The organism is Bradyrhizobium valentinum (assembly GCF_001440405.1).
Taxonomy (GTDB): Bacteria; Pseudomonadota; Alphaproteobacteria; order Rhizobiales; family Xanthobacteraceae; genus Bradyrhizobium; species Bradyrhizobium valentinum.
In genome coordinates this window covers 1-26,732 of record NZ_LLXX01000230.1, presented here as the reverse complement: position 1 = coordinate 26,732, position 26,732 = coordinate 1, and the positions used below count along the sequence as shown (strand labels likewise).

30 protein-coding genes are annotated in these 26,732 nt (G+C 63.3%); 20 read left to right on the top strand and 10 right to left on the bottom strand.

From position 1 onward, the window contains the following. The first annotated feature begins 2 nt into the window (after positions 1–2). From CP49_RS39850 to CP49_RS39795, 12 genes are all read left to right on the top strand, one after another. Positions 3–758 carry a metal ABC transporter ATP-binding protein gene (locus CP49_RS39850; RefSeq protein ID WP_057855548.1) on the top strand — a complete coding sequence of 252 codons (756 nt, stop codon included), beginning with the start codon at positions 3–5 and terminating at the stop codon, positions 756–758. After that, positions 758–1,627: a metal ABC transporter permease gene (locus CP49_RS39845; protein ID WP_057855547.1), complete on the top strand. Its 870-nt coding sequence runs from the start codon at positions 758–760 to the stop codon at positions 1,625–1,627. The genes CP49_RS39850 and CP49_RS39845 overlap by 1 nt, the downstream gene beginning before the upstream one ends. Positions 1,628–1,629: 2 nt before the next feature. After that, positions 1,630–2,499: a metal ABC transporter substrate-binding protein gene (locus CP49_RS39840; protein ID WP_057855546.1), complete on the top strand. Its 870-nt coding sequence runs from the start codon at positions 1,630–1,632 to the stop codon at positions 2,497–2,499. Between the two features lie 53 nt (positions 2,500–2,552). Continuing rightward, positions 2,553–3,620 (top strand): CobW family GTP-binding protein, encoded by a 1,068-nt coding sequence (locus CP49_RS39835; protein WP_057855545.1) that lies wholly within the window; start codon positions 2,553–2,555, stop codon positions 3,618–3,620. Positions 3,621–3,639: 19 nt separating this feature from the next. Further along, on the top strand, positions 3,640–4,644 hold the full coding sequence (locus CP49_RS39830; RefSeq protein ID WP_057855561.1) for a WD40 repeat domain-containing protein: 1,005 nt from the start codon (positions 3,640–3,642) through the stop codon (positions 4,642–4,644). 83 nt (positions 4,645–4,727) lie between these two features. Continuing rightward, a complete protein-coding gene (locus CP49_RS39825) occupies positions 4,728–5,078 on the top strand; it encodes a hypothetical protein (protein WP_057855544.1) in 351 nt (116 codons plus the stop codon). A 226-nt stretch (positions 5,079–5,304) separates the two neighbouring features. Further along, positions 5,305–6,246 carry a dioxygenase family protein gene (locus tag CP49_RS39820; protein ID WP_057855543.1) on the top strand — a complete coding sequence of 314 codons (942 nt, stop codon included), beginning with the start codon at positions 5,305–5,307 and terminating at the stop codon, positions 6,244–6,246. 91 nt (positions 6,247–6,337) lie between these two features. Next, entirely contained in the window at positions 6,338–7,582 is a 1,245-nt protein-coding gene (locus CP49_RS39815) for an amino acid ABC transporter substrate-binding protein (protein ID WP_156438905.1), read from the top strand. Between the two features lie 51 nt (positions 7,583–7,633). Continuing rightward, positions 7,634–8,500: a branched-chain amino acid ABC transporter permease gene (locus CP49_RS39810; protein ID WP_245311101.1), complete on the top strand. Its 867-nt coding sequence runs from the start codon at positions 7,634–7,636 to the stop codon at positions 8,498–8,500. Next, a complete protein-coding gene (locus CP49_RS39805) occupies positions 8,497–9,462 on the top strand; it encodes a branched-chain amino acid ABC transporter permease (RefSeq protein WP_057855540.1) in 966 nt (321 codons plus the stop codon). Before CP49_RS39810 ends, CP49_RS39805 begins: the two co-directional genes overlap by 4 nt. Beyond that, on the top strand, positions 9,459–10,196 hold the full coding sequence (locus CP49_RS39800; protein WP_057855539.1) for an ABC transporter ATP-binding protein: 738 nt from the start codon (positions 9,459–9,461) through the stop codon (positions 10,194–10,196). The genes CP49_RS39805 and CP49_RS39800 overlap by 4 nt, the downstream gene beginning before the upstream one ends. Beyond that, positions 10,186–10,923 carry an ABC transporter ATP-binding protein gene (locus CP49_RS39795; protein ID WP_057855538.1) on the top strand — a complete coding sequence of 246 codons (738 nt, stop codon included), beginning with the start codon at positions 10,186–10,188 and terminating at the stop codon, positions 10,921–10,923. Before CP49_RS39800 ends, CP49_RS39795 begins: the two co-directional genes overlap by 11 nt. A gap of 24 nt (positions 10,924–10,947) precedes the next feature. Here CP49_RS39795 and CP49_RS39790 read toward each other — a convergent pair whose 3' ends face one another. The 8 genes from CP49_RS39790 to CP49_RS39760 all read right to left on the bottom strand — a co-directional run bounded on the left by CP49_RS39790 (position 10,948) and on the right by CP49_RS39760 (position 17,402). Beyond that, the gene (locus CP49_RS39790; RefSeq protein WP_057855537.1) at positions 10,948–11,169 is read right to left on the bottom strand and encodes a hypothetical protein; all 222 of its coding nucleotides are present in this window, start codon (positions 11,167–11,169) and stop codon (positions 10,948–10,950) included. A 226-nt stretch (positions 11,170–11,395) separates the two neighbouring features. Next, positions 11,396–12,268: a hypothetical protein gene (locus tag CP49_RS39785; protein WP_156438904.1), complete on the bottom strand. Its 873-nt coding sequence runs from the start codon at positions 12,266–12,268 to the stop codon at positions 11,396–11,398. Between the two features lie 232 nt (positions 12,269–12,500). Next, positions 12,501–13,931, bottom strand: a complete 1,431-nt coding sequence (locus CP49_RS39780) for a homospermidine synthase (protein ID WP_057855535.1) — start codon at positions 13,929–13,931, stop codon at positions 12,501–12,503. 41 nt (positions 13,932–13,972) lie between these two features. Next, entirely contained in the window at positions 13,973–14,362 is a 390-nt protein-coding gene (locus CP49_RS39775; protein WP_057855534.1) for a RidA family protein, read from the bottom strand. A 93-nt stretch (positions 14,363–14,455) separates the two neighbouring features. Further along, positions 14,456–14,626 carry a hypothetical protein gene (locus CP49_RS46565; protein ID WP_197423363.1) on the bottom strand — a complete coding sequence of 57 codons (171 nt, stop codon included), beginning with the start codon at positions 14,624–14,626 and terminating at the stop codon, positions 14,456–14,458. Positions 14,627–14,630: 4 nt separating this feature from the next. After that, complete coding sequence (locus tag CP49_RS39770; protein WP_057855533.1) at positions 14,631–15,230, bottom strand: GNAT family N-acetyltransferase; 600 nt, start codon at positions 15,228–15,230, stop codon at positions 14,631–14,633. Positions 15,231–15,347: 117 nt separating this feature from the next. After that, positions 15,348–16,490, bottom strand: a complete 1,143-nt coding sequence (locus CP49_RS39765) for a type III PLP-dependent enzyme (RefSeq protein ID WP_057855560.1) — start codon at positions 16,488–16,490, stop codon at positions 15,348–15,350. 651 nt (positions 16,491–17,141) lie between these two features. Beyond that, complete coding sequence (locus CP49_RS39760; protein ID WP_057855532.1) at positions 17,142–17,402, bottom strand: hypothetical protein; 261 nt, start codon at positions 17,400–17,402, stop codon at positions 17,142–17,144. A gap of 229 nt (positions 17,403–17,631) precedes the next feature. On the opposite strand from CP49_RS39760, the gene CP49_RS39755 reads away from it, so the two are divergent. The 4 genes from CP49_RS39755 (at position 17,632) to CP49_RS39740 (ending at position 22,385) form a co-directional block, all read left to right on the top strand. After that, complete coding sequence (locus tag CP49_RS39755; RefSeq protein WP_057855531.1) at positions 17,632–19,722, top strand: M3 family metallopeptidase; 2,091 nt, start codon at positions 17,632–17,634, stop codon at positions 19,720–19,722. Between the two features lie 114 nt (positions 19,723–19,836). Next, positions 19,837–20,502, top strand: coding sequence for a DUF1007 family protein (locus CP49_RS39750; protein ID WP_057855530.1), 666 nt, complete (start codon positions 19,837–19,839; stop codon positions 20,500–20,502). Positions 20,503–20,507: 5 nt separating this feature from the next. Continuing rightward, complete coding sequence (locus CP49_RS39745; RefSeq protein ID WP_156438907.1) at positions 20,508–21,575, top strand: nickel/cobalt transporter; 1,068 nt, start codon at positions 20,508–20,510, stop codon at positions 21,573–21,575. A 252-nt stretch (positions 21,576–21,827) separates the two neighbouring features. Beyond that, on the top strand, positions 21,828–22,385 hold the full coding sequence (locus tag CP49_RS39740; RefSeq protein ID WP_245311098.1) for an acyl-CoA thioesterase: 558 nt from the start codon (positions 21,828–21,830) through the stop codon (positions 22,383–22,385). A gap of 21 nt (positions 22,386–22,406) precedes the next feature. Here CP49_RS39740 and CP49_RS39735 read toward each other — a convergent pair whose 3' ends face one another. Next, positions 22,407–22,805 carry an MAPEG family protein gene (locus tag CP49_RS39735; protein WP_057855528.1) on the bottom strand — a complete coding sequence of 133 codons (399 nt, stop codon included), beginning with the start codon at positions 22,803–22,805 and terminating at the stop codon, positions 22,407–22,409. 89 nt (positions 22,806–22,894) lie between these two features. Here CP49_RS39735 and hemH point away from each other — a divergent pair, with 89 nt between their 5' ends. The 3 genes from hemH to CP49_RS39720 all read left to right on the top strand — a co-directional run bounded on the left by hemH (position 22,895) and on the right by CP49_RS39720 (position 25,610). Then, entirely contained in the window at positions 22,895–23,932 is a 1,038-nt protein-coding gene (hemH, locus tag CP49_RS39730) for a ferrochelatase (protein ID WP_057855559.1), read from the top strand. Between the two features lie 188 nt (positions 23,933–24,120). After that, positions 24,121–25,119: an SPFH domain-containing protein gene (locus CP49_RS39725; protein WP_057855527.1), complete on the top strand. Its 999-nt coding sequence runs from the start codon at positions 24,121–24,123 to the stop codon at positions 25,117–25,119. A gap of 44 nt (positions 25,120–25,163) precedes the next feature. Further along, a complete protein-coding gene (locus CP49_RS39720; protein ID WP_057855526.1) occupies positions 25,164–25,610 on the top strand; it encodes an NfeD family protein in 447 nt (148 codons plus the stop codon). Here CP49_RS39720 and CP49_RS39715 read toward each other — a convergent pair. Further along, positions 25,607–25,948 (bottom strand): winged helix-turn-helix transcriptional regulator, encoded by a 342-nt coding sequence (locus CP49_RS39715; protein WP_057855525.1) that lies wholly within the window; start codon positions 25,946–25,948, stop codon positions 25,607–25,609. The two genes, CP49_RS39720 and CP49_RS39715, sit on opposite strands and share 4 nt — an antisense overlap. A gap of 72 nt (positions 25,949–26,020) precedes the next feature. Between CP49_RS39715 and CP49_RS39710 the strand changes: the two genes are divergently transcribed. Then, entirely contained in the window at positions 26,021–26,572 is a 552-nt protein-coding gene (locus CP49_RS39710; protein WP_057855524.1) for a carboxymuconolactone decarboxylase family protein, read from the top strand. Positions 26,573–26,732 lie beyond the last annotated feature (160 nt).

Below are 26,732 nucleotides of genomic sequence, written 5' to 3'. Positions count from 1 at the left end.
GCATGCCGGCGCAGCTCAAATTCAAAAACGTCACGCTCGGCTATGACCGGCATCCGGCGGTGCATCATCTTAATGGCGAGGTCGCCGCTGGCGCGCTCGTGGCCGTGATCGGGCCGAACGGCGCCGGCAAGTCGACCCTGTTTCGCGGGCTCGCCGGCATTCTCAAGCCGCTGTCGGGATCGATCGATCTCGGCGGCCTTGATATCCGCGACATCGCCTATCTGCCGCAGAGCGTCGACATCGACCGCAGCTTTCCGATTTCGGTGTTCGATCTGGTCGGCACCGGCCTGTGGCGCTCCACCGGATTTTTCGGCGGCATGGGCAAGGCGGAGCGGGACAAGATCACGCAGGCGCTCGCCGCCGTCGGCCTCAACGGATTTGAGAACCGTTCAATCGGCACGCTGTCCGGCGGCCAAATGCAGCGCATGCTGTTTGCGCGTGTGCTGCTGCAGGACGCGCGCCTGATCGTACTCGACGAGCCGTTCAATGCCATTGACACCAAGACCTCGGCCGATCTGCTGGCGCTGGTGAAGCGCTGGCATGGTGAGGGCCGCACCGTACTGGCGGCGCTGCATGACATGGAGCTGGTGCGCGACCAATTCCCCGAAACGCTGCTGCTCGCGCGCGGGCCGGTGGCCTGGGGCGCGACTGCGGAAGTGCTGACTGCGGAAAACCTGATGGTCGCGCTGCGGATGTGCGAGGCGTTCGACGACAGCGCCGCCGCCTGCGCGGACGATATGCCGTCACAGGCCGCCTGATGCTCTACGACGCGCTGATCGCGCCCTTCATCGAATTCGAGTTCATGCGCCGCGCGCTCGCCGCCGTGATCGCGCTTGCGCTCGGGGCGGCGCCGATTGGCGTCTTCCTGATGCTGCGGCGGATGAGCCTCGTCGGCGATGCGATGGCGCATGCGATCCTGCCCGGAGCCGCGATCGGCTTCCTGGTCTCCGGCATCAACCTGTTTGCCATGACAACCGGCGGATTGATCGCGGGCTTTACGGTTGCGCTGCTTGCAGGTCTGGTCGCGCGCAATACGGAGATGAAGGAGGACGCGTCACTTGCGACCTTCTATTTGGTGTCGCTGGCGCTCGGCGTCACCATCGTTTCCATCAGGGGCACCAATATCGACCTGCTGCACGTGCTGTTCGGCAACATCCTGGCGATGGACGACCAGACGCTGCTGGTGATCGCCTTCAACGCCACGATCACGCTGCTGGTCATGGCCGTGATCTTCCGTCCTCTGGTGATCGAATGCGTCGATCCGGTGTTCCTGAGCACCGTCTCTCGCGCCGGCGCGCCCGCGCATCTCGCCTTCCTGGCGCTCGTCGTGATCAACCTCGTCAACGGCTTTCACGCGCTCGGCACGCTGCTCGGGGTCGGCCTGATGATTCTGCCGGCCGGCATCGCACGGTTCTGGTCGCGCGACATCACCGGCATGATCTGCATCGCGGTCGCGAGCGCCATCCTGTCGGGCTATGCCGGGCTGGTGCTGTCGTTCCAGACTCGCGTCCCCTCCGGTCCTGCGGTCATTCTGATCGCGGCGGTGCTCTATGTCGTGTCGCTACTATTCGGCAGTGTCAGCGGCCTGGTCCGGCAGATGTTTCCCGGCCGTCACCTCGAGGCGTAGTCATGGTTCGGTTCTGGCTTATCGCTCTCGCCATGTTCGCGGCCGCTGGCCCGGCTCGCGCCGCGGATCGCCTCAATGTCGTCGCCAGCTTCTCGATCCTCGGCGACTTCGTCCGCAATGTCGGCGGCGATCGCGTCGACGTCGCCGCATTGGTCGGCCCCGATAGCGATGCACATGTCTATGTGCCGACGCCTTCGGACGCCAAAAGGATGGCGGATGCGAAGCTCGTATTCGTCAACGGTCTCGGGTTCGAGGGCTGGTTGGCGCGGCTGGTGAAGTCCGCCGGCGGCAAGGCTTCTGTCGTGACCACGACATCCGGCATCGCGCCGCTCAAGCTCGGCTCGGCAGCCGATCCACACGCCTGGCAATCGGTAGCTAACGCGAAGGTCTATGTGGCCAATATCCGCGATGCGCTGGCGGCTGCCGATTCGGCCCACGCCGAAACCTACAAGTCCAATGCGAGCGCCTATCTGGCAAAACTGGACGAGCTCGACCGCGAGGTGCGCGAGGCGATCGCAAAAATTCCGGAAAGCCGCCGCAAGGTGATTTCGACCCACAATGCCTTCGGCTATTTCGCCGCCGCCTATGGCGTCGAATTCATCGCGCCGCTCGGCGTCTCGACCGAATCCGAGGCCAGCGCCCGCGATATCGCAAAGATCATCACCCAGATCAGGGCTGCCAAAATACCCGCCGTGTTTCTCGAAAATATCTCCGACCCCCGCCTGATGGGCCGGATATCGGCCGAGACCGGTGCCAAGGTCGGCGGAACGCTCTATTCGGACAGTCTGACCGGCGAAAAGGGCGATTCTCCCACTTACATTGATATGGTCAGGCACAATATAAAGGCCCTGACCAGCGCGCTGAGCCCATAGGGCAGGGGCCTCCCTGCTTGCCGGTGCGCGCCATATTCCGTTCCGGAGCCATTATGTCTGAACTTTCGTCCCAAAAAATTCCAGTGACCGTGCTGACGGGCTATCTCGGCGCCGGCAAGACCACGCTGCTCAACCGCATCCTGTCGGAAAACCACGGCAAGAAATACGCCGTCATCGTCAACGAATTCGGCGAGATCGGCATCGACAACGACCTGATCATCGGCGCCGACGAAGAAGTGTTCGAGATGAACAATGGCTGCGTCTGCTGCACCGTGCGCGGCGACCTCGTGCGCATCCTGGACGGCCTGATGAAGCGCAAAGGCAAGTTCGACGCCATCATCGTCGAGACCACGGGGCTCGCCGATCCGGCGCCGGTGGCGCAGACTTTCTTCGTCGACGAGGACGTGCAAAAGAATGCGCGGCTCGACGCGGTCGTAACCGTCGCCGACGCCAAGTGGCTGAGCGACCGCCTGAAGGACGCGCCTGAGGCCAAGAACCAGATCGCGTTCGCCGACGTGATCGTGCTGAACAAGACCGACCTCGTCTCCAAGCCGGAACTGGCCGAAGTCGAGGCCCGCATCCGCGGCATCAATCCTTACGCAAAGCTGCATCGCACCGAGCGCTGCAAGGTGGCGCTGTCTGACGTGCTGGAGCGCGGCGCGTTCGACCTCGATCGCATTCTGGAGATCGAGCCGGAATTCCTCGATGCGGGGGACGATCATCATCACCACGACCATGATCATCACGGCCATGACCATCACGGCCATGACCATCACCACGATCACAGCCACAGCCATGGCGGCCTGAAGCATTACCACGACGAGGAAATGCAATCGCTGTCGCTGCGATCGGACAAACCGCTCGACCCGACCATATTCATGCCGTGGCTGCAGAACCTCGTCGCCACCGAGGGGCAGAAGATCCTGCGCTCGAAAGGCATTCTCGCCTTCACCGACGATGATGACCGCTACGTGTTCCAGGGCGTGCACATGATGCTGGAAGGCGATCATCAGCGGAAGTGGAAGGAAGGCGAGCGGCGCGAAAGCCGCGTCGTCTTTATCGGGCGCGAACTGCCGGAGCAAACCATCCGCGAAGGTTTCGAAAGCTGCATTGTTGCGTGAGGCGAAGAAGATCGAAATCATGTCTTCCGAACAGCTCACCATTGCATCCCTGACCGATCGCGTGAAGTCCGTCGCGGTCGGCGCTCCGATTGCCGACGTGCACTTCCTCGGCGATCGCGCGGCCTTCGTATGCGCCGAGGAAAAAGTCGCGTTGGCCGATGCCAACGGCGAAGTATCCCATGTAGACGTGCATAGCGGCGCCAACCTTTGCACGGCGTCCGATGGCCAGCGCGTCGTCACGGGCGGCGATGACGGCAAGGTCATTGCGTTAAATGCCAAGGGCGAAACGTCGGTGCTCGCCACCGACGCAAAGCGGCGCTGGATTGACAATGTCGCGCTGCATCCCGATGGCGCGTTTGCCTGGTCGGCTGGCAAGACGGCCTATGTCCGCAGCGGCAAAGGCGAGGAGAAAAGTTTCGATGCGCCCTCGACCGTCGGCGGGCTGGCGTTTGCGCCGAAGGGCTTGCGCGTGGCGGTTGCCCACTACAACGGCGTGACGTTGTGGTTTCCCAACATGGCCGCGAAGCCCGAATTTCTGGAATGGGCCGGCTCGCACCTTGCGGTGACCTTCAGCCCCGATAACAAATTCCTCGTCACCGCCATGCACGAGCCGGCGCTGCACGGCTGGCGGCTCGCAGATAACAGGCATATGCGGATGAGCGGCTATCCCGGCCGCGTCCGCTCGATGTCATGGAGCGCGGGCGGCAAGGGGCTCGCCACGTCGGGCGCGGATACCGTGATCATCTGGCCGTTCGCCAGCAAGGACGGCCCGATGGGCAAGGAGCCCGCGATGCTGGCGCCGTTACAGGCGCGCGTCTCCATGGTCGCCTGTCATCCGAAGCAGGACATCATGGCCGCAGGCTATAGCGACGGCACCGTGCTGATCGTGCGGCTCGAGGACGGCGCGGAAATTCTGGTGCGCCGCAATGGCGGCGAGCCGGTCTCGGCGCTGGCCTGGAACGCGAAGGGCACGCTGCTGGCCTTCGGCACCGAGGACGGCGACGCCGGAATCCTGGAATTCTAGGCGCCGGATAGGCCCAGGTTCCCCGCGGAACCATGCGCCTTGCCGGCCGTTGAACCCGTGAACAATTTCGTGGGTTGAACGATATGCCTGCCGATGACCGCCAACGCGAATACCGACGGGATATGCTGCTGGCATCCACGCTGATCGCGGTGGGGCTGGCCATTTCGGCGATCTCGCTGAGTGAGATCATGGCGGGCGATCCCCAGCACATCGCGCAAGCAACGCCACCCACACAATCGACGCCGGGCGCGGAAACAAAACCACCCGCAGAGAAACCGCCCGCGCCCGCGGAGCCGGGCACCACCGGCCAACGGCCATCAGATATTCCGCCGCAACCAGCCCGCCCCGACCCGGACGCGCAGAAGGCGGGCGCTAAACCCGCACTGCCGCCGGCACCGGCGGAGAAGGTTGCGCCGCCGATCCCCGAGAAATGATCCCACTTCCACAGCTCCAGTTGTGCAATCGCAAAATTCGTGGGCTGCGGTGCGCGTTCTGACGCGCCAGTATGCAGCCATGTGCCCCCATCCGCTCGTATCAATTTGTATGAGGGGGCACAGGCGTCGCCTCCGAACGCCTTGTGTTGATCCCCAACAAGCGGTTAGGCTTGCTGCAATAACAGCCGGCAGGTCGAACAACGGCCACCAGGTCAGGGAGTGACGCATGCGTGAGTTAACGCCGGAAACGATCACGGACGCCGTGCTCGACCAGATGGCGACAACGCCGGACCCGCGCCTGAAGATGATCATGGCATCGGCGGTCAAGCACCTCCATGCCTTTGCCCGCGAGGTCAATCTGACGCCGGCGGAATGGATCAAGGGCATCGAATTCATGACCGCCGCCGGCAAGATGTGCTCGCCGGAACGGCAGGAATTCATCCTGCTGTCCGACACGCTCGGTCTCTCGGCGCTCGTCAATGGCCTGCACGACGCCACCGCCCTGGAGGAAGCCACCCATACCAGCCTGCTCGGCCCGTTCTATCGCGAGGCCACGCCGACGCTCGCGGCCGGCAGTTCGATCGCCAAAAATCCACAGCCCGGCAGCGAGTGTGTGCTTTACGGCCGCGTCACCGATGCCGGCGGCAAGCCAGTCGCTGGCGCCACCGTCTCGATCTGGCAAACCGGCGCCGACGGCCTCTACGACATTCAGGCCAGCGCGACATCAGTCGATTATCGCGGCGTGTTCGCAACCGATGCGGATGGCGTCTACGTGCTGCGCACCGTCAAGCCGCTCGGCTATTCGATACCCATGGATGGACCTGTCGGCGCCATGGTGAAAGCGCAGGCGCGGCACGGCATGAGGCCGGCGCATATTCACTTCCTGGTCGGCGCGTCGGGCTATCGGGAGCTCGTTACCGCGCTCTATCTGCGCGACGATCCCCATTTGGCTGATGATGTCGTGTTCGGCTCGTCGGGCGATCTCGCCGTCGACGTGGTCGCTAGCGATCCAGAATGCCCGATCAAGGGCATGCCGAGCATCCGCTTCGACATGCGGCTGTCGCGCGAAAGCGCCGCTGACAAGACCAGCGGGCGCGTCGGCGCCGATCCGTCGGCGATCATCAAACAATCGGCCAAAAACGAATCCGCGCCGGCTGGGGCCGGATAGTCCCGGCTGACAGCAATTATTCGCAGCGACCGGGCGGAGATCCGGCGGAGCCGAAAAATGACTGACAACAACGACAAATGAGGGGGAATCAATGAAACGCAGGACATTTCTCGGCGGAGCGATGGCGGTTGCCGTGCTCGGCCAGGGCTCGAGTGCATTGGCCCAGCAGCCGCCGATCAAGATCGGCATGTCGATGCCGCAGACTGGCGGTCTCGCCGGCGGCGGCAAGGCTTCGCTGCTCGGCATCGAAATCTGGCGCGACGACATCAATGCCAAGGGCGGCCTGCTCGGCCGCAAGGTCGAACTCGTCGTCTATGACGACAAGTCGAGCGCCTCGGAGACGCCGGCGATCTACGCCAAGCTGGTCGACGTCGACAAGGTCGATCTCCTGTTCGCGCCCTACGCGACCGTGCCGACCGCGCCGATCATGCCGTTCGTCAAGCAGCGCGGCCTGTTGCTGATGGGCAATTTCTCGTTCCAGGTGAACAGCAAGGTCGGCCACGACATGTGGTTCAACAATGCCCCCTGGGGACCGGCCGATAGCTGGGCGGCATCGTTCCTCGATCTGGCGCAGAAGGCCGGCGGCAAGAACATGGCGCTGCTGACGGCGGACCAGGAATTCGCGCAAAACCTCGCGCTGACGGCCCGGGATGTCGCCAAGAAGCGCAACCTTCCTGTCGTCTTCGACCAGGTCTATCCGCCGAACACGGTGGAGTTTTCCTCCATCATCCGCGCGCTCAAGGCCGCCAAGCCCGACATCGTCTATGTCGCGTCCTATCCGCCTGACTCGGCCGGCATCCTGCGTGCGGTGAACGAGATCGGGATCGGCGACGACGTCAAGATTTTCGGCGGCGGCATGGTCGGCCTGCAGTTCGCCGCCGTCATGTCGAACCTCGGCTCGCTGCTCAACGGCGTCGTGAACTACAATACCTGGCTGCCGGAAAAGAGCATGTATTTCGACGGCACCAAAGAATTCTTCGACAAGTACACAAAGCGTGCCGTGGAAGCCAAGGTCGATCCGCTCGGCTATTATCTCGCCCCGTTCGGCTATGCGATGGGCCAGATGATCGAGGCGGCGGTTAATTCCACCAAGTCGCTCGACCAGAAGGGCATCGCCAAATATCTGCGCGAGAACGAGCACAAGACCATCGTCGGGCCGATCGCGTTTTCGGCGGATGGCGAGCGCAAGGAGACCGCGACGCTGCAGGCCCAATTCCGGGGCGTGAAGGACAAGGACATCGAACAGTTCCGGTCCCCCGGCAAGCAGGTGATCCTGTTCCCCGAGAAGCTGAAAACTGGAGACCTCATCAGTCCCTTCGAGGCGGCCCGAAAGTAGGCCTCGTGGCTTTTCCGGCTTCGAGCCAAGGGGGGACCTGACGTGTTTTCGATGGACCTGCTGCTTGGGGCAGTGGTGCTTGGGGTGCTGCTCGGCTGCTTCTATGCGGCCGTCAGCGTCGGGTTATCAGTCTCGTTCGGGCTGCTCGACGTTCCCCATGTCGCGCATCCGGCCTTCCTGGTGCTCGCGTCCTACGGCGTGTACCAGCTCAACGAGAGCTACGACATCGATCCGCTGCTGGCGGGGCTTGCGATCACGCCGCTGTTCTTCCTGTTCGGGTTGCTCGCCTACCGCGTCTACTACGAGACCTTCGAGCGGCGCGGCAGCGACGCGGGCGTCCGCGGCATCGCGTTCTTCTTCGGCATCGCCTTCATCATCGAGGTGCTGATCATCCTGCAATTCGGCGTCGACCAGCGCTCGGTTTCCGCGACCTATATCGGCAAGTCCTGGCGGTTCGGCGAGTTTCGGATACCGATCCGGCAACTGGTTGCGTTCGCGGTCGCGCTGGCGCTGACGGTGCTGCTCGCCGTGTATCTGTCGAAAACCTTCATGGGCCGCGCGATCCGAGCGGTCGCGCAGGACGAGGAGGCGCTGCGGCTGATGGGCGCCAATCCGGTCCGCATCAAGCAATTTGCCTTCGGCATCGCCACCGCCGTGCTCGGCATCGCCGGCGCGCTCCTGATCATCGTGGCCCCGGTCGAGCCGACGCTCGACCGCGCCTATATCGGGCGGACCTTCTGCGTCGTCGTCATGGCCGGGCTCGGCAGCATCAGCGGCACGCTGATCGCGGCCATAATCCTCGGCGTCGCCGAATCCATCGTGCTGACATTGTTCGGCGCCTCCTGGGCGCCGGCGATTTCATTCGCGATGCTGCTCGGCGTACTCGCCGTCCGGCCGCAAGGTCTGCTCGGCCGATGACGAAGCATCGCAACAGCATCGTTTTCTGGGCCGGCGCGGCTGTCTTCCTCATTGCCGTGCTGTCGATGACGCAGATCGTCCGCAACGAATATCCGTTCTTTGCCGGCTACGTGATCCTGCAATTCATTGCGCTCGCGGTCGCCTGGAGCATCCTCGGCGGCTATGCCGGTTACGTCAATTTCGGCACCAACGCCTTTTTCGGCGTCGGCGTCTACACGGCGGTAGCCTTGTTCAAGGCGACAGGAGCGCCGCTCGTGGTGCAGATCGCAGCCGCCGCGGTCGTCGGCATGACGCTCGGTTTTGGCGTTGGCCTGCTGACCCTGCGGATGCGCGGCATCTTCTTCTCGATCGCGACGATTGCGCTTGCGATCATCATCGAGACCTTTGTGATGAACTGGCGGTTCGTCGGCGGTGCGGCCGGCATCCAGATACAGCGGCCGCCGGTGATGGCGCCGTTCGACAGTTATGTGAAGATGCTGTTCTTCGTGCAGGCGCTCTTGGTGGTCATTGCCGTCTCGATCGCGCGCTACATCCAGAATTCCCGGATCGGCCGCGGCCTGCAGGCGCTCAGGGACGATGAACTTGCGGCGGAATGCACGGGCGTGCCGACCTTGAAGCTGAAACTGGTCGCCTGCATGATCTCGGGCGCGCTGATTTCCGCGGCCGGGGCGCCCGCCGCCATGTATCTGCAATACGCCGATCCATCCTCGGCATTCAACCTGAGCTACTCGGTGTCGGCGCTTGCGATGGCGCTGATCGGCGGCACCGCGCACTGGATCGGTCCGGTGCTCGGCGCCATCCTGCTCGGCTCGACGCAACAGCTTCTCGCGGTGACCATCTCCTCGGAAGTCAACGTGCTGGTGCTCGGCATCATGCTCGTGCTCTTCGTGGTCGGCGCGCCCAAAGGCATCATCGGGCTGCTGCGGCCGCGGTATCGTCTGCGCGCGGGAGGCAAGCCATGACACCGGCAGCCGCGCCTGACGCGCCCTTGCTGCAAGTCGGGGCCATTACCAAGACCTTCGGTGGCTTCACCGCGCTCGACAATATCAGCGTCGATATAAGGAAAGGCGAACGGTTCGGCCTGATCGGGCCGAACGGCTCGGGCAAGACGACGCTGATCAACTGCATTTCCGGCGCGCTGCGTCCGCAGACCGGCAACGTGATTTTTTGCGGCGAGGACATCACCCAATTGCCGCCGCACTTGCGCGCGCGCCGCGGCATCGCCCGCAGCTTCCAGATTCCTCGGCCGTTCAAAAGCATGACGGTGCTGGAGAACCTCATGGTCGGGCTCGACTTCGCCAAGGTCGATTCGAGCCTTCCGGAGGAAGACGTCGCGATGTCGATCCTGACGCGGATGGGCCTTGCCTCCAAGGCCAGCGCGCCAACCGGTACGCTGAGCCAGGTGGAATTGCGCAAGATGGAGCTGGCGCGCGCGATGGCGGTGCGGCCGAAACTTTTGATTTCCGACGAGGCGATGGCGGGGCTTTCCTCATCCGAGGTCGACGAGGTGCTGGACCTCCTGATCAGCCTCGGCGAGGAGGACATCACCATCATCATGATCGAGCACATCATGCAGGCGGTGATGCGCTTTTCCGAACGGGTGATGTGCCTCGACGCGGGAAAAATCATCGCGATCGGTGCCCCGGCTGAGGTGATGGGCAACAAGCGGGTGCAGGAGGCTTACCTTGGCACTTAGCCTTGCCATCGAGGGCCTCGATGCGGGATACGGCGCCGTCAAGGCGCTGCGCGGCGTCACGCTGCACGTCGAGGCCGGCGAGACGGTTGCGTTGCTCGGCACCAACGGCAACGGCAAGAGCACGCTGATGAAGTGCGTCATGGGCCTGGTCCGCCCGGATCGGGGCCGGCTGTCGCTGACGATCGACGGCCGGTCGCACGATCTCACCAGACTTTCGGCCGAGGCGATTGTCGATCTCGGCGTGGCGCTGGTGCCCGAGGGGCGGCGGCTGTTTCCCAAATTGACGGTGACGGAAAACCTGATGCTCGGTGCCTTCAGGAAATTGGCCCGCAGCGCCATCCAGCAGAATCTCGCGCTGGCGTTCGAGACCTTTCCGGCCTTGAAGGAGCGCCGCAACCAGCTCGCCGGCACGATGTCCGGCGGACAGCAGCAGATGCTGGCGATTGCGCGCGCGCTGATGTCCTCGCCACGGCTATTGCTGATCGACGAGCCGTCGGTCGGGCTGTCGCCGCTTTTGGTGTCGCAGACCATCGCCAAGATCGGCGAACTCAAGCAGCGCGTCGGCCTGACTGTGCTGATGGCGGAGCAGAATTTCAACCAGGCGATCCGGATCGCCGATCGCGGCTACATCATCGTCCACGGCGAGATCGCGGTCGCCGCACAGTCGGTCGACGAATTGAAGGCCAACGACATCGTGAAGCGGCTCTATCTCGGCGGCGTCGTCTGATGGCGAAGTGCCGCAGGCGTGCGATTATATCGCGCCCTTGAGGGTGCAGGCGGTCGAACAGGTCGTCACCACCCCGCGCTCGCAGGCGATGCACACCGCGACGCATTGCTTCTTGTCCTTGGGATTATACTGGCTGTAAAGCTTGCGCGCGCAATTGTCGACCGAGCCCGTAACGTCATTGTTGCTCTCAGGCGTGCACGCAGCCAAAGCCGTGGCCGACAGAACGATGGCAATAGTGACGCGCATGTTGGTCGCTCCAACCGGGAGCCCTCGCTCAAAAAGCTGCGGCGACGGCCTTGGGCCCTCGCAGAAAATGACCTCTCAGGATCGCGCGATTGAATTAATTGAGGGTTACGAGCGATAGGGGTTCCCGTGCGTAGTTCTACGCCGGAAATCGGGCCGTACGCTGTGCACTGCAGCGAGAACCGCCGCGGCTGGCTGGCCCGCTTGATGCGCGGCCGCCCGTATCTCGTTACTTCTTGAGATTCTGGAAGGGCTCAAACGCGTCCTTGCCCGACCCGAGATTTTCGTAGATGGACGCTGATTTGTTCATCAGTTCGTAAGTCCGGTCCTGGTCTTCGCCGGTGCGTTTGTCCTTGAAGGTGGCAACGAGCAGGATCGCCGTCATGTAATTTCCGAAAGCGGCCTGCTCCACTGCAAACAGGCTCTTGAGGCGCGCATCGCGGGAAAAGAACTCGGACAGCGTCTTCTTGATGCCGTCGTCCTGCGCCGACAGCGATTGCAGGGACCACATCGCCGTCCCCAATGTCATGACCCGAAGGAATTTCGCCTGGTTCGCTTTGCAGTCGTATTTCGTGCAGGCCACCTTGGCCATGACGCTGTCGCGTCCTTTCGGCGCGAGACCGGGACCGAATTTGCTCATCATGAATCCGACGCGTAAGCCGTCACCGGCCATGCCGTCATCGGCGCTGGAATAATTATCGAGAATTCGCCGGATATGCGCCGTGTTGCCGGATGCCATGTAAGCGCCGATCAGCAAGTCATTGTCGCCCGGCGTGGAGGACGGTGTCACGGCCTCCAGCGGCGGCATCCGCGCCGCCCGCAATCTGTCCGATAGGCCGGAAAGGTCGTTGGCGGCGGCAAACCTCTGCGCCTCATCGGGCAAGCCCGCCCTGTACAGGCTGACGACGTCGATCGACTTCACGTAGTTCGAGGTCTCGGCCTTGAGAAGGCGCTCGCGCTCCTGCGGAGAACTCCTGAACAGTTCGCCGAGGAAGCCGATGATGGTGTTGGGTTCGGCCCGCCCGCTTGCGGCCGTTTGCCGGAGCTGCGCCAGCGTGTCGTCGATACAGGCTGGCGATTTGCTGCGGTAGTAGCTCGCCATGCACCCTTCGCCGGCCGCGAAAGCAACGCCGGGACTTAGCGAGAAGATCATCAGGGCGATAGCTGCGCCCGTGTTTTTCAGCCTCGTGGAGCAGGCTGCGTTCGAATTTCGGCTCATTGCTCACCGGCGCGGCTGTCAGGGCGTCACGTTGTGGTTGTGTACCCTATCAGCCGCACCTTAATTTCGACAATGGTTATTGTTTTGCGCGCTCCAGCCCGGGCCGCGTCTTGCGTTACCGCACCAGCACGTTCCTGAATTGCCAGGGATCCGACGTGTCGATGTCTTCCGGAAACAGGCCCGGCCGGTCCGACAGCGGCGTCCAGTCGGTGTAGAAACCTTTCACCGGGCCGAGATACGGCATCTGGATTTCGAGGCAGCGGCGGAAATCCATCTCGTCGGCCTCGACGATGCCGGCGTCGGGGTTTTCCAGCGCCCACACCATGCCGGCCAGCACTGCGGACGACACCTGCATGCCCGTCGCGTTCTGATAGGGCGCGATCCGCCGCGTTTCCTCGATCGAGAGCTGCGAGCCGTACCAATAGGCGTTCTTGCCGTGGCCGTAGAGCAGTACGCCGAGTTCGTCGATGCCGTCCTCGATCTCGTTCTCGTCGAGAATGTGCCACGAGGGCTGCATCTTGCCGGTCGCACCAAACATCTCGTGCAGCGAGAGCACCGCGTCGTTCGCCGGGTGATACGCGTAGTGACAGGTCGGGCGGTAGACCACCTTCGCCCCGTCGCGGACGGTGAAGTAATCCGCAATCGAGATCGACTCGTTGTGGGTGACGAGGAAGCCGTATTGCGCGCCCGGCGTCGGGCACCAGGAGCGCACGCGGGTGTTGGCGCCCGGCTGCAGCAGATAGATTGCGGCACCGCAGCCCTCGGTATGCTGGCGGCCGTTGTCCGGCATCCATTTTTCGTGGGTGCCCCAGCCGAGTTCGGCCGGCTGCATGCCTTCGGAGACAAAACCTTCGACCGACCAGGTGTTGACGAACTTGTTCATCGGCTTCGGCTTCTTCGAGCGCTGGGTGTCGCGCTCGGCGATATGAATGCCCTTGACGCCAAGCTTCATCGCAAGCTGACCCCAGCCTTCGCGGCTCTTCGGCTCGTTGATTTCAACGCCCGTGTCCCGGGCGACGTCGAGCAGCGCCTGCTTGACGAACCACGACACCATGCCCGGATTGGCGCCGCAGGTGGAGACCGCGGTCGTGCCGCCGGGGCTCTTGTGCTTCGCCGCCAAAAGCGTCTCGCGGAGCGCGTAGTTGGAGCGCTTCTCCGGGCCGATCTTCTTGTCGAAATAGAAGCCGAGCCACGGCTCAACGACGGTGTCGATGTAGAGCGCACCGATCTCGCGGCACAGGGTCATGATGTCCACGGACGAGGTATCGACCGAGAGGTTAACGCAGAAGCCCTGGCCGCCGCCGGCGGTGAGCAGCGGCACCAGCACCTCGCGGTAATTCTCGCGGGTGATGCCCTGCTTGATAAAGCGCACGCCGTGCTGCCTGGCCAGTTCGCCGTCCTCATGCGGATCGATGATGACGAAGCGCGATTTGTCGTAGTCGAAATGCCGTTCGATCAAAGGCAGCGTGCCCTTGCCGATCGAGCCGAAGCCGATCATGACAATGGGGCCGGAAATTTTCGCATGGATTTGCGCGGACGGGCTCATAAGTGGGTCTCCGGAAAATACGGTCTGTCGTGAATGGGGGATCAGGCGGTGCGGCGCTTCGCGGTGACTTCGATCTCGACCTTCATCTCGGGCCTTGCGAGGCCAACGACGATCAGCAACGTCGCCGCGGGGCGAATGTCGCCGAGGACTTCGCCACAGACGGCGAAGTGGGCATCCACGTCCTTGGCATCAGTGACGTAGTAGGTCGCGCGGACGATATCGGCCATCGCGAAGCCGCCCTCTTTCAGGGCGGCCTCGATGGTCCTGAAGCAGTTCCGTGACTGGCTCGTGACATCCGCCGGCATCGTCATGGTGGCGTAATCGTAGCCGGTGGTGCCGGCGACGAAGGCGAAGTCGCCGTCGATGACGGCGCGGCTGTAGCCGACGGTCTTTTCAAGGGGCGAGCCGGTGGAGATCAGGCGACGGGGCATCGGAACCTCGATCGTGGGAAGGATTGGGGATGGTCCGGGCGAGTTTGGCGCGGTTTAAGGGCTTTTCCCTGGCGCGCGCAACCCCTCGCGGGGCTACCGGGATGGCCTGACAACATCGGAGGCCGGGGGCGCGGAGCCGACCCAGCGGCGCGAGAGGATGTCCCGCACGATCATGACCGAGATCATGATCAGCAGCGCCGTGGTGATGACGCTGCGGAAGCGCAGGCGCGTGCCGGCACCCGGCTCGGGAAGGATCTCCAGCATGGCATCAAGCCGCGCGCGGCACGAGCAGCGCCTTCCGGGCGCGGCTTGCCTTCGTTTTAGGCAGCGGCGCGCCGGTCGGCGCGATCATGCCCCAGGCCCCGTCGAGCGCGCCTTCGCAGAGTTCGCGGCCGAGCAGCCGGTCGCGCTCGAACGCGCCCGGTAGCGACAGTTCGCCGGTCTTGGCGGCAGAGAAGCCGAAACGGGCGTAATAGGGCGCATCGCCCAGCAGGATTACCGCGCGATGGCCACGCGCCTTCGCCGCCGCGAGCGCGTGGTCCATCAGCGCAGCCCCGACGCCGAGCTGGCGGGAGGAAGCCTCCACCGCCAGCGGGCCGAGCATGAGCGCCGGGATGCCCCCGGCGCTGACGTGCCACAACCGCACGGTCCCGACCACCCGGCCCTGGCGCACGGCCGACAAGGCAAGGCCTTCAGCGGGCGCGCGTCCGTCGCGCAGGCGCTGGCAGGAGCGCGTATGGCGATTGTCGCCAAAGCAGGCATCCAGCAGCGCCTCGCGCGCAGCGACGTCCGAGGCCCGTTCCGCACGGATCGCGAACGGAGCGGCATCGGAGATGAGAGCCGTAGTGGTCTTCCGCAAAGCAGTCATGGCACGTCAGTCCCCGCTTCCACGGCAGGCGAGCCGCGCGAAGCGTTGTCAGAAAATCGGCAATGAAGGGAGAGAGCCGGCGCACCGGCTCCCATTATTCGAGCCTCTAACGAGGCGTCAGATGTGGTAGGTCCGCAGCGGCGGGATGCCGTTGAACGCCACCGACGAGTAGGTCGACGTATAGGCCCCGGTGCCTTCGATCAGCAACTTGTCGCCGATCTCGAGCGTCACCGGAAGCGGATACGGCATCTTCTCGTACAGCACGTCGGCGCTGTCGCAGGTGGGACCTGCGAGCACGCACGGCGTCATCTCCGCGCCGTCATGCGGCGTGCGGATGGCGTAGCGGATCGACTCGTCCATCGTCTCGGCGAGACCGCCGAACTTGCCGATGTCGAGATACACCCAGCGCACCTCGTCCTCGTCGCTCTTCCTGGAGATCAGAACGACTTCGGTCTCGATGACCCCTGCATTTCCGACCATGCCGCGGCCCGGCTCGATGATGGTCTCCGGAATCTGGTTGCCGAAATGCTTGCGCAGCGCCCGGAAGATCGACCGGCCGTACTGCACGACCGGAGGAACGTCCTTGAGGTACCTGGTCGGGAAGCCGCCGCCCATGTTGACCATGGACAGGTTGATCCCGCGCTCGGCGCAGTCCCGGAACACCGTCGAGGCCATCGCCAGCGCGCGGTCCCATGCCTTCACCTTGCGCTGCTGCGAGCCGACATGGAACGAGATGCCGCACGGGTCCAGGCCAAGGCGCTTGGCGAGGTCGAGCACCTCGACCGCCATCTCCGGATCGCAGCCGAACTTGCGCGACAGCGGCCACTCGGCGCCTGCGCAATCATAGAGGATGCGGCAGAACACCTTGGCGCCGGGGGCGGCACGGGCGATCTTCTCGACTTCGGCGGCGCAATCGACCGCGAACAGGCGAATGCCGAGCGCGAAGGCGCGTGCGATGTCGCGCTCCTTCTTGATCGTATTGCCATAGGAGATGCGGTCAGGCGTCGCACCCGCTGCCAGCGCCATTTCGATTTCGGCGACGGTGGCCGTGTCGAAGCACGAGCCCATCGAGGCCAAAAGCGACAGCACTTCGGGCGCAGGATTAGCCTTCACCGCGTAGAACACGCGGCTGTCCGGCAAGGCCTTTGCGAAGGTCTGGTAGTTGTCGCGCACCACTTCGAGGTCGACAACGAGGCACGGCTCGGTGTCCTGGCCCTCGCTGCGACGGTTGCGCAGGAATTCCTGAATACGTTCGGTCATAGCACCCTCCAAACGGCCCAGCGACGGGACCCGTTCAAATTTTGATCTCGGACATGAGTGCTTCGGCGTTGTCGCACGATGGAGACGCGACTAGGCCTTGAACTCGGACCGAATTGTGCTGCCGTGGATTGGTCGGGAATTTCCCGCCCGCACACCTGGCAATGAAGGACAAGCCTTTTCAGTAGCCCGCGCCGGCGGTGGAATGCCGGTAGAGACCAAAAAAGCCCGATCCGTCGTTGCTTTAAGTCGCGTCCCCCGTTGAGAGCGGGGTGCGCCGGTTCGCCTCCGGCTGCCAGTCACGGTTGCAAAGGATGGAGAGACCTTCAACGGCATCTCTTGAGAGAGATGCTGGCCACTCAAACTTGAGAGACCCTCGGTTCTTCATCCCTTGGCGGCTGTCCGGCCTCTTGTCCGGATACCTACCGACTGACACACGACCACAGGCACGTGCGAAATTGGGCAAGGCTGGAAATAAGACTTTTGATTTCGCTTCGCAACAATTTTTTTAGGCTGGGGATAAATTTCCCGCGCGCGTGCTTACAAATTCGTTCGCAGCGCGCGCCGCCGACAACAAACATGAACGGACGTTAAGACTTCCGGAGAAGCGTGAGCGCTTCTGCGCCTGCGCCGCAGCGCTTTCTCGAACGCGCGTCAGGCGCGCCTGAAGAACGGCTCGATGCGCTGCGCGGCGCGGATGAACGCCACCATGATCAGCACGCCGATCCCGAACAGCACCGCCTGCAGGATGTGAGCGCTGGTGTCGTTGAGGCCGAACAGGATCGCGAGCGCCCAGCCGCCGGCAAACGCCGCGCCGAAGACCTCCGCGCCGATCAGGATCGCCGCCGAGATGACGGTGATGACGCTCGGCCAGGCGATCGCGCGGGAGGAGCTGGAAGCGGGCTGTGGGCTCATGAAATAGTTCCTGTTTGAGGGGCGCAATCTCTCCGAAAAGGGCCTATCTATCAAGCGCAAAAGGCCCAAAAATGCCGCATCGCGTGGTATAGATTGCCGCATCTTCCAGAGCGTTTTCGAGCGAAATGGGTACCGGTTCGTGTAATGAAAACGCGTCAAGGCACAGCCTGGAGCCGGGTCTGACGATGTCAGGACCGGAAGGGCTCTAGAGGCGAAAACGGGATTTGTAATGTCAGAAACGCAGCAGATGGCGACCACTCCGGAAGCCCGGGCAAACCCGCTGCTCGAGCCGTGGCAGACGCCGTTCGAGACGCCGCCGTTTACCGAGATCGAACCGGAGCACTTCCTGCCCGCGTTCGAGCAGGCCTTTGCCGATCATGCCGCTGAGGTCGCGGCAATCACCCACGACCCTTCCACGCCTGACTTCGCCAACACGATCACGGCGCTGGAGCGCTCCGGCAAGCTGCTCTCCAAGGTCTCGGCGGTGTTCTACGACCTGGTCTCGGCGCACTCCAATCCGGCGATCCTGGAGATCGACAAGGAAGTCTCGCTGCGGATGGCCCGGCACTGGAACCCGATCATGATGAACGCGGTGCTGTTCGGCCGCATCGCGATGCTACACGAGAAGCGCGCCACGCTCGGCTTGACGGGTGAGCAGATGCGGCTCCTGGAGCGCACCTATACCAACTTCTACCGCGCCGGCGCCGGCCTCGACGAGGTTGCCAAAAAGCGCCGCGCGGAAATCAACGAGCGCCTGGCCCAGCTCGGCACCTCGTTCAGCCACCATCTGCTCGGCGACGAGCAGGACTGGTTCATGGAGCTCGGCGAGGACGACCGCGGCGGCCTTCCCGAGGCTTTCGTCGCCGCGGCCAAGGCGGCCGCCGAAGAGCGGGGCATGGAAGGCAAGGCGATCGTGACGCTGTCGCGCTCCTCGGTCGAGCCGTTCCTGAAGAGCTCCTCCCGCCGCGACCTGCGCGAGAAGGTATTCAAGGCCTTCACCGCGCGCGGCGACAATGGCAACGCCAACGACAACAACGCCACCATCGTGGAGATTCTCCAGCTCCGCGAGGAGGCCGCCAAGATCATGGGCTTTCCGACCTACGCCGCCTACCGGCTGGAGGATTCCATGGCCAAGACGCCGGAGGCGGTGCGTGGCCTGCTGGAGCGGGTCTGGAAGCCGGCCCGGGCGCGAGCGCTCGCCGACCGCGACGCCCTGCAGGCGCTGATCGCGGAGGAGGGCGGCAATTTCACGCTCGCCCCGTGGGACTGGCGCTACTACGCCGAGATCCTGCGGCAGCGCCGTGCCAATTTCGACGACGCCGCGATCAAGCCCTATCTCGTGCTCGACCACATGATCGAGGCCGCCTTCGATTGCGCCACCCGCCTGTTCGGGATCACTTTCTCCGAGCGCAAGGACATCCCCGTCTGGCATCCGGACGTCCGGGTCTGGGAGGTCAGGGATGCCGACGGCAAGCACAAGGCGCTGTTCTATGGCGACTACTTCGCCAGGTCGTCAAAGCGCTCCGGCGCCTGGATGACCTCGCTGCGCGACCAGCAGAAGCTCGACGTCGAGATCGCCCCGCTGATCATCAATGTCTGCAACTTCGCCAAGGGCTCAGGCGGCCAGCCGTCGCTGTTGTCGCCGGACGATGCGCGAACCCTGTTCCATGAATTCGGCCATGGCCTGCACGGTATGTTGTCCAACGTGACCTATCCCTCGCTATCGGGCACGAGTGTGTTCACCGACTTCGTCGAACTGCCCTCGCAACTCTACGAGCACTGGCAGGAGCAGCCGCAGGTGCTGCGGCAGTTCGCAAAGCACTACCAGACCGGCGAGCCGCTGCCGGACGACCTGCTGCAGCGCTTCCTCGCCGCCCGCAAGTTCAACCAGGGCTTTGCCACCGTGGAGTTCGTCTCCTCGGCGCTGATCGACCTCGAATTCCACACCCAGCCGGCCGAGGCCAGCCGCGATGTCGGCGCGTTCGAGAAGGCGGAGCTGGAGAAGATCGGGATGCCCGCGGAAATCGCGCTGCGGCACCGGCCCACGCAGTTCGGCCATATCTTTTCCGGCGATCACTATGCGTCGGGCTATTACAGCTATATGTGGTCGGAAGTGATGGACGCCGACGCGTTCGGCGCCTTCGAGGAGGCCGGCGACATCTTCGATCCCGCCACCGCCAAGCGCCTGCACGACGATATCTATTCGTCGGGCGGCTCGCGCGAGCCGGAGGAGGCCTATGTCGCCTTCCGCGGCCGCGAGCCGGAGGCCGACGCGCTGCTGCAGCGACGCGGCCTGCTCGAAACAACACCGGCGGCCTGACTAGCCGGCGCCGCCTCCACGAGTCGTCCCTGCGAACGCAGGGACCCATAACCCCTGGTGTTCGTTGTGAAGGAAGAGCCTTTGCCACATTGCCAAAACGAGAAGACACGGCGTATGGGTCCCCGCGTTCGCGGGAACGACGTGTTGCGTGTACTGTTCGGATTGTTGGTCTTGCTCTTCGCGTTGTCGGCCGGCGCATCGTACGCCGAGGCCCACCCGCACGTCTGGATCACCGCCAGGAGCGAGGTGGTCTACGCGCCCGACGGCTCGATGACGGGGGTGCGTCACGCCTGGACTTTCGACGACATGTTCTCGACCTATGCGCTGCAGGGTATCGAGACCAAGACCAAGGGCGTCTACACCCGCGAGGACCTGGCGCCGCTGGCGCAGACCAATGTCGAGTCGCTGAAGGATTTCGCCTATTTCACCTTCGCCAAGGCCGACGGCAAGAAAGCGAAATTCACCGAGCCGGTGGACTACTTCCTCGAATACAAGGACAGCGCCCTGACGCTGCATTTCGTCTTGCCGCTGAAGGCGCCGGCGACGTCGAAGCAGCTTGCGCTGGAGGTGTTCGATCCCTCCTACTTCATCGACTTCAAGTTCGACGACAAGGACCCGATCAAGCTGGTCGGCGCACCCGCCGCCTGCCAGATGCAGTTCCAGCGGCCGAATGACGAAACCGCCAACACCCAACGCTTGAACGAGCAGAATTTCATGAACGGCGACAACTCCAATTACGGCGCGATGTTTGCCAACAAGATCATGGTGAATTGCCCGTGAGGCAGATGCCCGCCGGCCTTGCGCGAGGCGTCACCATCACCATTGCCGCGCTGTCGGCGCTTATTGTTTTCGACGCGGCCTTGCACGCTTTGATGGCACAAAATCCATTCGGCGGACCGCGACCCGCCGCCGAGCCGCAGGTCGGCGGCATCGTCGGCTGGATCCTCGCCAAGCAATCTGAATTCTATCGCGAGATGTCGCAGACGATCCGGGCGGCGAAATCCGACGGCAGCGCGGTTTGGACGCTGCTCGGCATCTCCTTTGCCTACGGCGTCTTTCATGCGGCCGGCCCCGGCCACGGCAAGGCGGTGATCTCATCCTATCTCGTCGCCAACGAGGAAACCGCGCGGCGCGGCATCGTGCTGTCGTTCGCCTCGGCGCTGCTGCAGGCGCTGGTGGCGGTCGCCATCGTGGCGGTGCTCGCCTGGCTGCTCTCCTCCACCGCCAAGACGATGTGCTCCGCGGAGAAGGCGATCGAGATCGTAAGTTACGCCCTGATCGCGGCGCTTGGCGCCCGGCTGGTCTGGACCAAGGGCGGCGGTTTTATGCGCGCGTTGCAGGCCAAGCCGGTGCCGGCGATGGCTGTCGCTGTCGCCCATCATCACGATCATGGTCATCACCACCACGATCATCATCACGGCCATGACCACATTCATAGCCACGGCCATGACCACGAGCATGACGAGCATTGCGGCCATTCGCACGGGCCGACGCCGGATCAACTCGCCGGCCCCGGCGGCTGGCAGCGTGGCTTGGGCACGATCTTTGCCGTGGGCATGCGGCCTTGCTCGGGCGCGATCCTGGTGCTGGTATTTTCGCTGGCGCAGGGCCTGTTCCTGGCCGGCATCGCCGCGACCTTTGTGATGGGGCTCGGCACCGCCATCACGGTCGCAACCATCGCGGTGATCGCCGTATCGGCGAAAGGCCTGGCCCGGCGGCTCAGCGCCGGACGCGAGGGCGGCGGCACGCTGATCATGCGCGGCATCGAATTCGGCGCCGCCGGGCTGGTGCTCTTGTTCGGCCTCGGCCTGTTGTTCGGCTACCTCGCCGCCGAACGCGCAACGTGTTTGTGATCCACGCTACGAACTGTCGTCCCTGCGAACGCAGGAACCCATAACCACAGGATTAAGTTGTTGGACGAAAGCCGTCGAACAGGTTTTTCAAAACTAGCGGCACGGCGTATGGGTCCCTGCGTTCGCAGGGACGACAATTTACCGCGATAGATTCTGCAGCTCTATTTCGGTAACGCAAGTTGCCCGGCTTTTGAAATTGGTTCGGTGCGCTATGCAGGCAACCAATCATGCCAAGGCATAGTCGGAGAAACCATGTCACGCGAGCAATTCTGGTTCTTTCACCCGTTCCGGGTACGCTATTCCGAAATCGACGGCCAGGGCGTTGTCTTCAACGCGCACTATCTGACCTATTTCGATACCACCATCACCGAATATTTCCGTGCGCTCGGCTATGATCAGTATGCCGACGCCAAGCAGACGGGCGAGGATTTTCACGTCGTCAAGTCCGTCATCGAATACAAGGCGCCGGTCCGTTTCGATTGGGAGCTCGATGTCGGCGCGCGCGTGGCGCGGATCGGCAACTCGAGCATGACCTTCGAACTAGCCATCTTCCTGAAGGGCGGTAGTGACGCGCTCGTCACTTGGCGAGATCATCTGGGTCAACACCAACCAGGAAACCCACCGTCCGGTCCCGATATCGAAGGCGATCCGGGAGCGGATCGCGGCGCGGGAGAAACATCTGGCGACGTGAGAGCTGCCTTGCCAGAACGCGATCCTGTATCCACACGTCATTGCGAGCGCAGCGAAGCAATCCATCGATCGGCGGGCGCGGAAGCATGGATCGCTTCGTCGCTTTGCTCCTCGCAATGACGGGATAGGCCGTGGCGTACCTTACGCCGGCAGATAGGCCTTGATCGCCGGCAAGAAGAAGATCGCGATATTGATCGCAAAGCCGAGGCTCCAGAGGATCGAGCGCAGCGTCGGGCGGTTGCCGATATAGGTGAAGACGTAGGCGATCCGCACGATCAGAAAGAGAACGGCGAGTTCGTCGATCAAATGCTGCGGGCCGAGCCGGAATTCCGCCAGCAGCACAGCAACGGCAAAGAACGGAAAGGCCTCGATGCCGTTCTGGTGGGCGCCGAGCGCGCGGGCGCGGATCGGGTCCTCGTAGAAGCCGGGATCGCGCGGCCGGGAATTATCGAACTGTCGAAAGCTGATCCATTTCACGGACGCGATCGTCATCAGATAGAGCATCAGCGTTCCGAAAACGCACCATTCGGCGATCGTCATGGTCCCTCCCGCCCGGAGCAATGGGCGAAGCGTATCGAACCGGCCATTATCTTGACAAGGATGGTGCAACGCGCGAAGCCATCGAAATCATGATGGCGGTCGCCCCTCACGGAAATGCGAAGCCGGCGCCGGCGGTCTCGCCGCAACGCGTCGGCGTGCTGCTGGTCAATCTCGGCACCCCCGACACCGCGGATGCCGCGGGGGTGCGGGTCTACCTGAAGGAATTCCTCAGCGATCCCCGGGTGATCGAGGATCAGGGGCTGTTGTGGAAGCTGATCCTGAACGGCATCATCCTGCGTGTGCGTCCCGGCCGGAAGGCGCGCGACTACCAGAAGATCTGGAATTTCGAGAAGAACGAATCCCCGCTCAAGACCATCACCCGCTCCCAGGCCGAAAAGCTTGCCGAGGCGATCGCCGATCACGAGCATGTCGTGGTCGACTGGGCGATGCGATACGGCAACCCGTCGATCCGTTCGCGCATCGCCGCCCTGACCGCACAGGGATGCGACCGCATTCTGGTGGTGCCGCTCTATCCGCAATATTCGGCTGCGACGTCGGCGACCGTCTGCGACGAGGTGTTTCGTGTTTTGGCCGACATGCGCGCGCAGCCGACGCTGCGGGTGACGCCGCCTTATTACGACGATCCTGATTATATCGAGGCGCTCGCGGTTTCGATCAATGCGCATCTGGCGAGCTTGTCATTTCAGCCCGATCTGATCGTGGCGTCGTTTCACGGCATGCCGCAGAAATATGTCGACAAGGGCGATCCCTATCAGGCGCAGTGCGTCGCAACAACGGAAAGTCTGCGCAAGCGCATCGGGCTTGATGCCTCCAAGCTGGTCCTTACATTTCAATCGCGCTTCGGCAGCGACGAGTGGCTGCAGCCCTATACGGACAAGACCATCGAAAAGCTGGCGAAAGATGGTGTGAAGCGCATAGCCGTCGTGACCCCCGGCTTCTCCGCCGATTGCCTGGAGACACTGGAAGAGATCGCGCAGGAGAATGCCGAGATCTTCAGGCACAACGGCGGCGAGCAATTTTCCGCCATTCCCTGCCTCAACGACAGCGATCCCGGCATGGACGTCATCCGCCAGCTCGTGTTGCGCGAGCTTCAAGGCTGGATATAGCGCTTCGAAAATTTTCCGATACCTTGCCGCCGTTCGGACCTCGCGAACATCTGGTGGCCGCCAAACCGTTCCCCAGCTATATAACCATAACTTGAGAACAGCCGCTCGAACCGGCGCCGCGGCGTTGCTGACTCATAATGAGAGACCGCGTCCGGCAACGATCACCTTGCCGGCTTTGGAGGGACTTTATGACTGGTTTCGACATTTTCGCGATTGCATTTGTTCTGCTCGTTATTGTCACGCTGTTTGCGGGCGTCAAGACGGTGCCGCAGGGCTATGACTGGACCATCGAGCGGTTCGGCAAATATACCCGCACGCTGTCGCCTGGCCTGAACATCATCGTGCCCTATTTCGACCGCGTCGGCCGCAAGATGAACATGATGGAGCAGGTGATCAACATTCCGGAGCAGGAGGTAATCACCAAGGACAACGCCACCGTGACGGTGGACGGGGTCGCGTTCTTCCAGGTGTTCGACGCCGCCAAAGCAAGCTACGAGGTCGCCAATCTCGAGCAGGCCATCATCGTGCTGACCATGACCAACATCCGCTCGGTGATGGGATCGATGGACCTCGACCAGGTGCTGTCGCATCGCGACGAGATCAACGAGCGTCTGCTGCGCGTGGTTGACGCCGCAGTGTCGCCGTGGGGGCTGAAGGTCAACCGCATCGAGATCAAGGACATCGTGCCGCCGGCCGATCTGGTCGAGGCGATGGGTCGGCAGATGAAGGCCGAGCGCGTCAAGCGCGCCGATATTCTGCAGGCGGAAGGTCAGCGGCAGTCGGAAATTCTTCGCGCGGAAGGCGCCAAGCAGGGTCAGATCCTGCAGGCCGAAGGCCGCAAGGAGGCTGCGTTCCGCGACGCCGAAGCGCGCGAGCGCTCCGCCGAAGCCGAGGCCAAGGCGACGCAGATGGTCTCCGAATCCATTGCCAAGGGCGACATCGCCGCGCTGAACTATTTCATCGCCGACAAGTACATCAAGGCGTTTGGGCAGCTTGCGGATTCGCCGAACCAGAAGGTCATCATGCTGCCGATCGAAGCGATGAGCATTTTGGGATCGCTTGCCGGCATCGGCGAGATCGCCAAGGCCACCTTCGGTGAGGCCGCGACATCAGCCGCGGCCGCGCGGCGAACGTCATCGGTGCCGAACACCGGTCCCACCCCTCCGCCGGTCACGCCGCAGCGGTAGGAGTTGATCCGGATGGTCATACTGGTTGATGAGAGGTTCGTGTCATGGCCGAAATTTTCTCTACGTTAGGTGCCTGGAACTGGCTGATCCTCGGCTTCGTCCTGATGGCGCTGGAGCTGCTCGCGCCGGGTGTCTTCATGTTCTGGCTCGGGCTCGCGGCGCTGCTGACCGGGCTGTTGTCGTTTGCGATCAACCCGTCCTGGCAGACGCAACTGTTGGTGTTTGCGGTATTCGCGGTCGCCGCCGTGCCGGCGTGGCGGCACTTTGCGCGCAGCGAGGGGAGCCGCAGCCGGAGCAACCCGTTTCTCAACAAGCGGACCGAGGCGCTGATCGGCCGGGAATTCACCTTGGAAAAGCCGATCGTTGGCGGGACAGGCACGGTGCGGATCGACGACACGATCTGGCGCGTCGCCGGCCCCGACGCGCCGGCCGGCAGCCGCGTCAGGGTCGTGCAGGCCGATGGCGCGAGTCTCACGGTGGCCGTGGCCTAGCTTGCTATTCGCTTGCTCCACCGCTCGGCGAAGTGATGCAGCGGCAGGAAGCTTTCCATCAGCTCCCTGCCGAGCGGCGTGAGGCGGTAGCCGTCGCCGGGCATGAGTTCGACGAGGCCGGCCTCGCGCAGCTCCGACAGCCTGGCCTGAACCACCGTCGGCGAGGCTTCGTCGCAGGCGGTTCGCAGGGCACGGGAAGTCAGCGGCTCCTGGCGCAGCTCCCAGATGATCCGCAAGGTCCAGCGTCGGCCGAGCAGATCGAGCAGCGCCATGATCGGCCGGCCCGTTCTGGAGCCGCGCACGCCCCGTTTCCCAGCGATATCGGCCTGTTTTGCCATCCGAAAGCCTCTTGCGTACTGCTACCGATTATGTAGCATGATGCTACATTATTTGTAGCACAGGAGCTGACCATGTCCCAGACCGCACCGCGCATCGCGCCGCTGCAGCCGCCTTATGCACCTGACATTGCCGAGCAGTTCGATCGCATCATGCGCGGGGCGCCGCCGTTGGTGTTATTTCGCGTCATGGCCGGCAACGCCCGTGCCTGGGAAAAATTCCGCGCCGGCAGTCTTTTGGACCGCGGGCCGCTCGGTTTGCGCGAGCGCGAGATCGTCATCGACCGCACCTGCGCGCGAACGGGATGCGAGTACGAATGGGGCGTGCATGTCGCGACGTTTGGTGCAGCCGCGCACCTGACGGAAGGGCAAATTCGCGCCACCGTGCTCGGCGCCGCCACGGACGGATGCTGGTCGGCCGCGGAGCAGGCGCTGATCGCCGCCGTCGATGCGCTGCACGATCGCGCGACCCTCAACGACGCCGAATTCGCGGCACTGTCGGCGCATTACAATGATGCGAAGATATTCGAGATCATCCTGCTGTGCGGCTTTTACCGTACCGTTTCGTATCTTGCGAACGGATTGGCGCTCCCGCTGGAGGAGAATGCGGCGCGGTTTCCGGAGTGACGTGCGCGTAGGGTGGGTTAGTCGTACTGAGTCAGACGGTCGCAGTCATTGAGGCTGAGAATCAAGTAATTGAGGAGATTCAATATTTGGCGCGCGGAGGGCCGGATGAATCTCGATCAGGGTGGAGACAGCGAAACGCGGTTTGCGGAGTATGTAGCCG

Bases quoted from the DNA above. Each gene is read 5' to 3' on its own strand.
- CP49_RS39805 (WP_057855540.1), top strand. From the start codon at position 8,497: ATGACGAAGCATCGCAACAGCATCGTTTTCTGGGCCGGCGCGGCTGTC.
- CP49_RS39820 (WP_057855543.1), top strand. From the start codon at position 5,305: ATGCGTGAGTTAACGCCGGAAACGATCACGGACGCCGTGCTCGACCAG.
- CP49_RS39775 (WP_057855534.1), bottom strand. From the start codon at position 14,362: ATGCCCCGTCGCCTGATCTCCACCGGCTCGCCCCTTGAAAAGACCGTC.
- CP49_RS39740 (WP_245311098.1), top strand. From the start codon at position 21,828: ATGTCACGCGAGCAATTCTGGTTCTTTCACCCGTTCCGGGTACGCTAT.
- CP49_RS39780 (WP_057855535.1), bottom strand. From the start codon at position 13,931: ATGAGCCCGTCCGCGCAAATCCATGCGAAAATTTCCGGCCCCATTGTC.
- CP49_RS39840 (WP_057855546.1), top strand. From the start codon at position 1,630: ATGGTTCGGTTCTGGCTTATCGCTCTCGCCATGTTCGCGGCCGCTGGC.
- CP49_RS39825 (WP_057855544.1), top strand. From the start codon at position 4,728: ATGCCTGCCGATGACCGCCAACGCGAATACCGACGGGATATGCTGCTG.
- CP49_RS39785 (WP_156438904.1), bottom strand. From the start codon at position 12,268: ATGGCGAGCTACTACCGCAGCAAATCGCCAGCCTGTATCGACGACACG.
- CP49_RS39845 (WP_057855547.1), top strand. From the start codon at position 758: ATGCTCTACGACGCGCTGATCGCGCCCTTCATCGAATTCGAGTTCATG.
- CP49_RS39850 (WP_057855548.1), top strand. From the start codon at position 3: ATGCCGGCGCAGCTCAAATTCAAAAACGTCACGCTCGGCTATGACCGG.
- CP49_RS39810 (WP_245311101.1), top strand. From the start codon at position 7,634: ATGGACCTGCTGCTTGGGGCAGTGGTGCTTGGGGTGCTGCTCGGCTGC.
- CP49_RS39830 (WP_057855561.1), top strand. From the start codon at position 3,640: ATGTCTTCCGAACAGCTCACCATTGCATCCCTGACCGATCGCGTGAAG.
- CP49_RS39735 (WP_057855528.1), bottom strand. From the start codon at position 22,805: ATGACGATCGCCGAATGGTGCGTTTTCGGAACGCTGATGCTCTATCTG.
- hemH (WP_057855559.1), top strand. From the start codon at position 22,895: ATGATGGCGGTCGCCCCTCACGGAAATGCGAAGCCGGCGCCGGCGGTC.
- CP49_RS39815 (WP_156438905.1), top strand. From the start codon at position 6,338: ATGAAACGCAGGACATTTCTCGGCGGAGCGATGGCGGTTGCCGTGCTC.
- CP49_RS39710 (WP_057855524.1), top strand. From the start codon at position 26,021: ATGTCCCAGACCGCACCGCGCATCGCGCCGCTGCAGCCGCCTTATGCA.
- CP49_RS39750 (WP_057855530.1), top strand. From the start codon at position 19,837: ATGGGTCCCCGCGTTCGCGGGAACGACGTGTTGCGTGTACTGTTCGGA.
- CP49_RS39760 (WP_057855532.1), bottom strand. From the start codon at position 17,402: ATGAGCCCACAGCCCGCTTCCAGCTCCTCCCGCGCGATCGCCTGGCCG.
- CP49_RS39755 (WP_057855531.1), top strand. From the start codon at position 17,632: ATGTCAGAAACGCAGCAGATGGCGACCACTCCGGAAGCCCGGGCAAAC.
- CP49_RS39790 (WP_057855537.1), bottom strand. From the start codon at position 11,169: ATGCGCGTCACTATTGCCATCGTTCTGTCGGCCACGGCTTTGGCTGCG.
- CP49_RS39835 (WP_057855545.1), top strand. From the start codon at position 2,553: ATGTCTGAACTTTCGTCCCAAAAAATTCCAGTGACCGTGCTGACGGGC.
- CP49_RS39765 (WP_057855560.1), bottom strand. From the start codon at position 16,490: ATGACCGAACGTATTCAGGAATTCCTGCGCAACCGTCGCAGCGAGGGC.
- CP49_RS39715 (WP_057855525.1), bottom strand. From the start codon at position 25,948: ATGGCAAAACAGGCCGATATCGCTGGGAAACGGGGCGTGCGCGGCTCC.
- CP49_RS46565 (WP_197423363.1), bottom strand. From the start codon at position 14,626: ATGCTGGAGATCCTTCCCGAGCCGGGTGCCGGCACGCGCCTGCGCTTC.
- CP49_RS39800 (WP_057855539.1), top strand. From the start codon at position 9,459: ATGACACCGGCAGCCGCGCCTGACGCGCCCTTGCTGCAAGTCGGGGCC.
- CP49_RS39745 (WP_156438907.1), top strand. From the start codon at position 20,508: ATGCCCGCCGGCCTTGCGCGAGGCGTCACCATCACCATTGCCGCGCTG.
- CP49_RS39770 (WP_057855533.1), bottom strand. From the start codon at position 15,230: ATGACTGCTTTGCGGAAGACCACTACGGCTCTCATCTCCGATGCCGCT.
- CP49_RS39720 (WP_057855526.1), top strand. From the start codon at position 25,164: ATGGCCGAAATTTTCTCTACGTTAGGTGCCTGGAACTGGCTGATCCTC.
- CP49_RS39725 (WP_057855527.1), top strand. From the start codon at position 24,121: ATGACTGGTTTCGACATTTTCGCGATTGCATTTGTTCTGCTCGTTATT.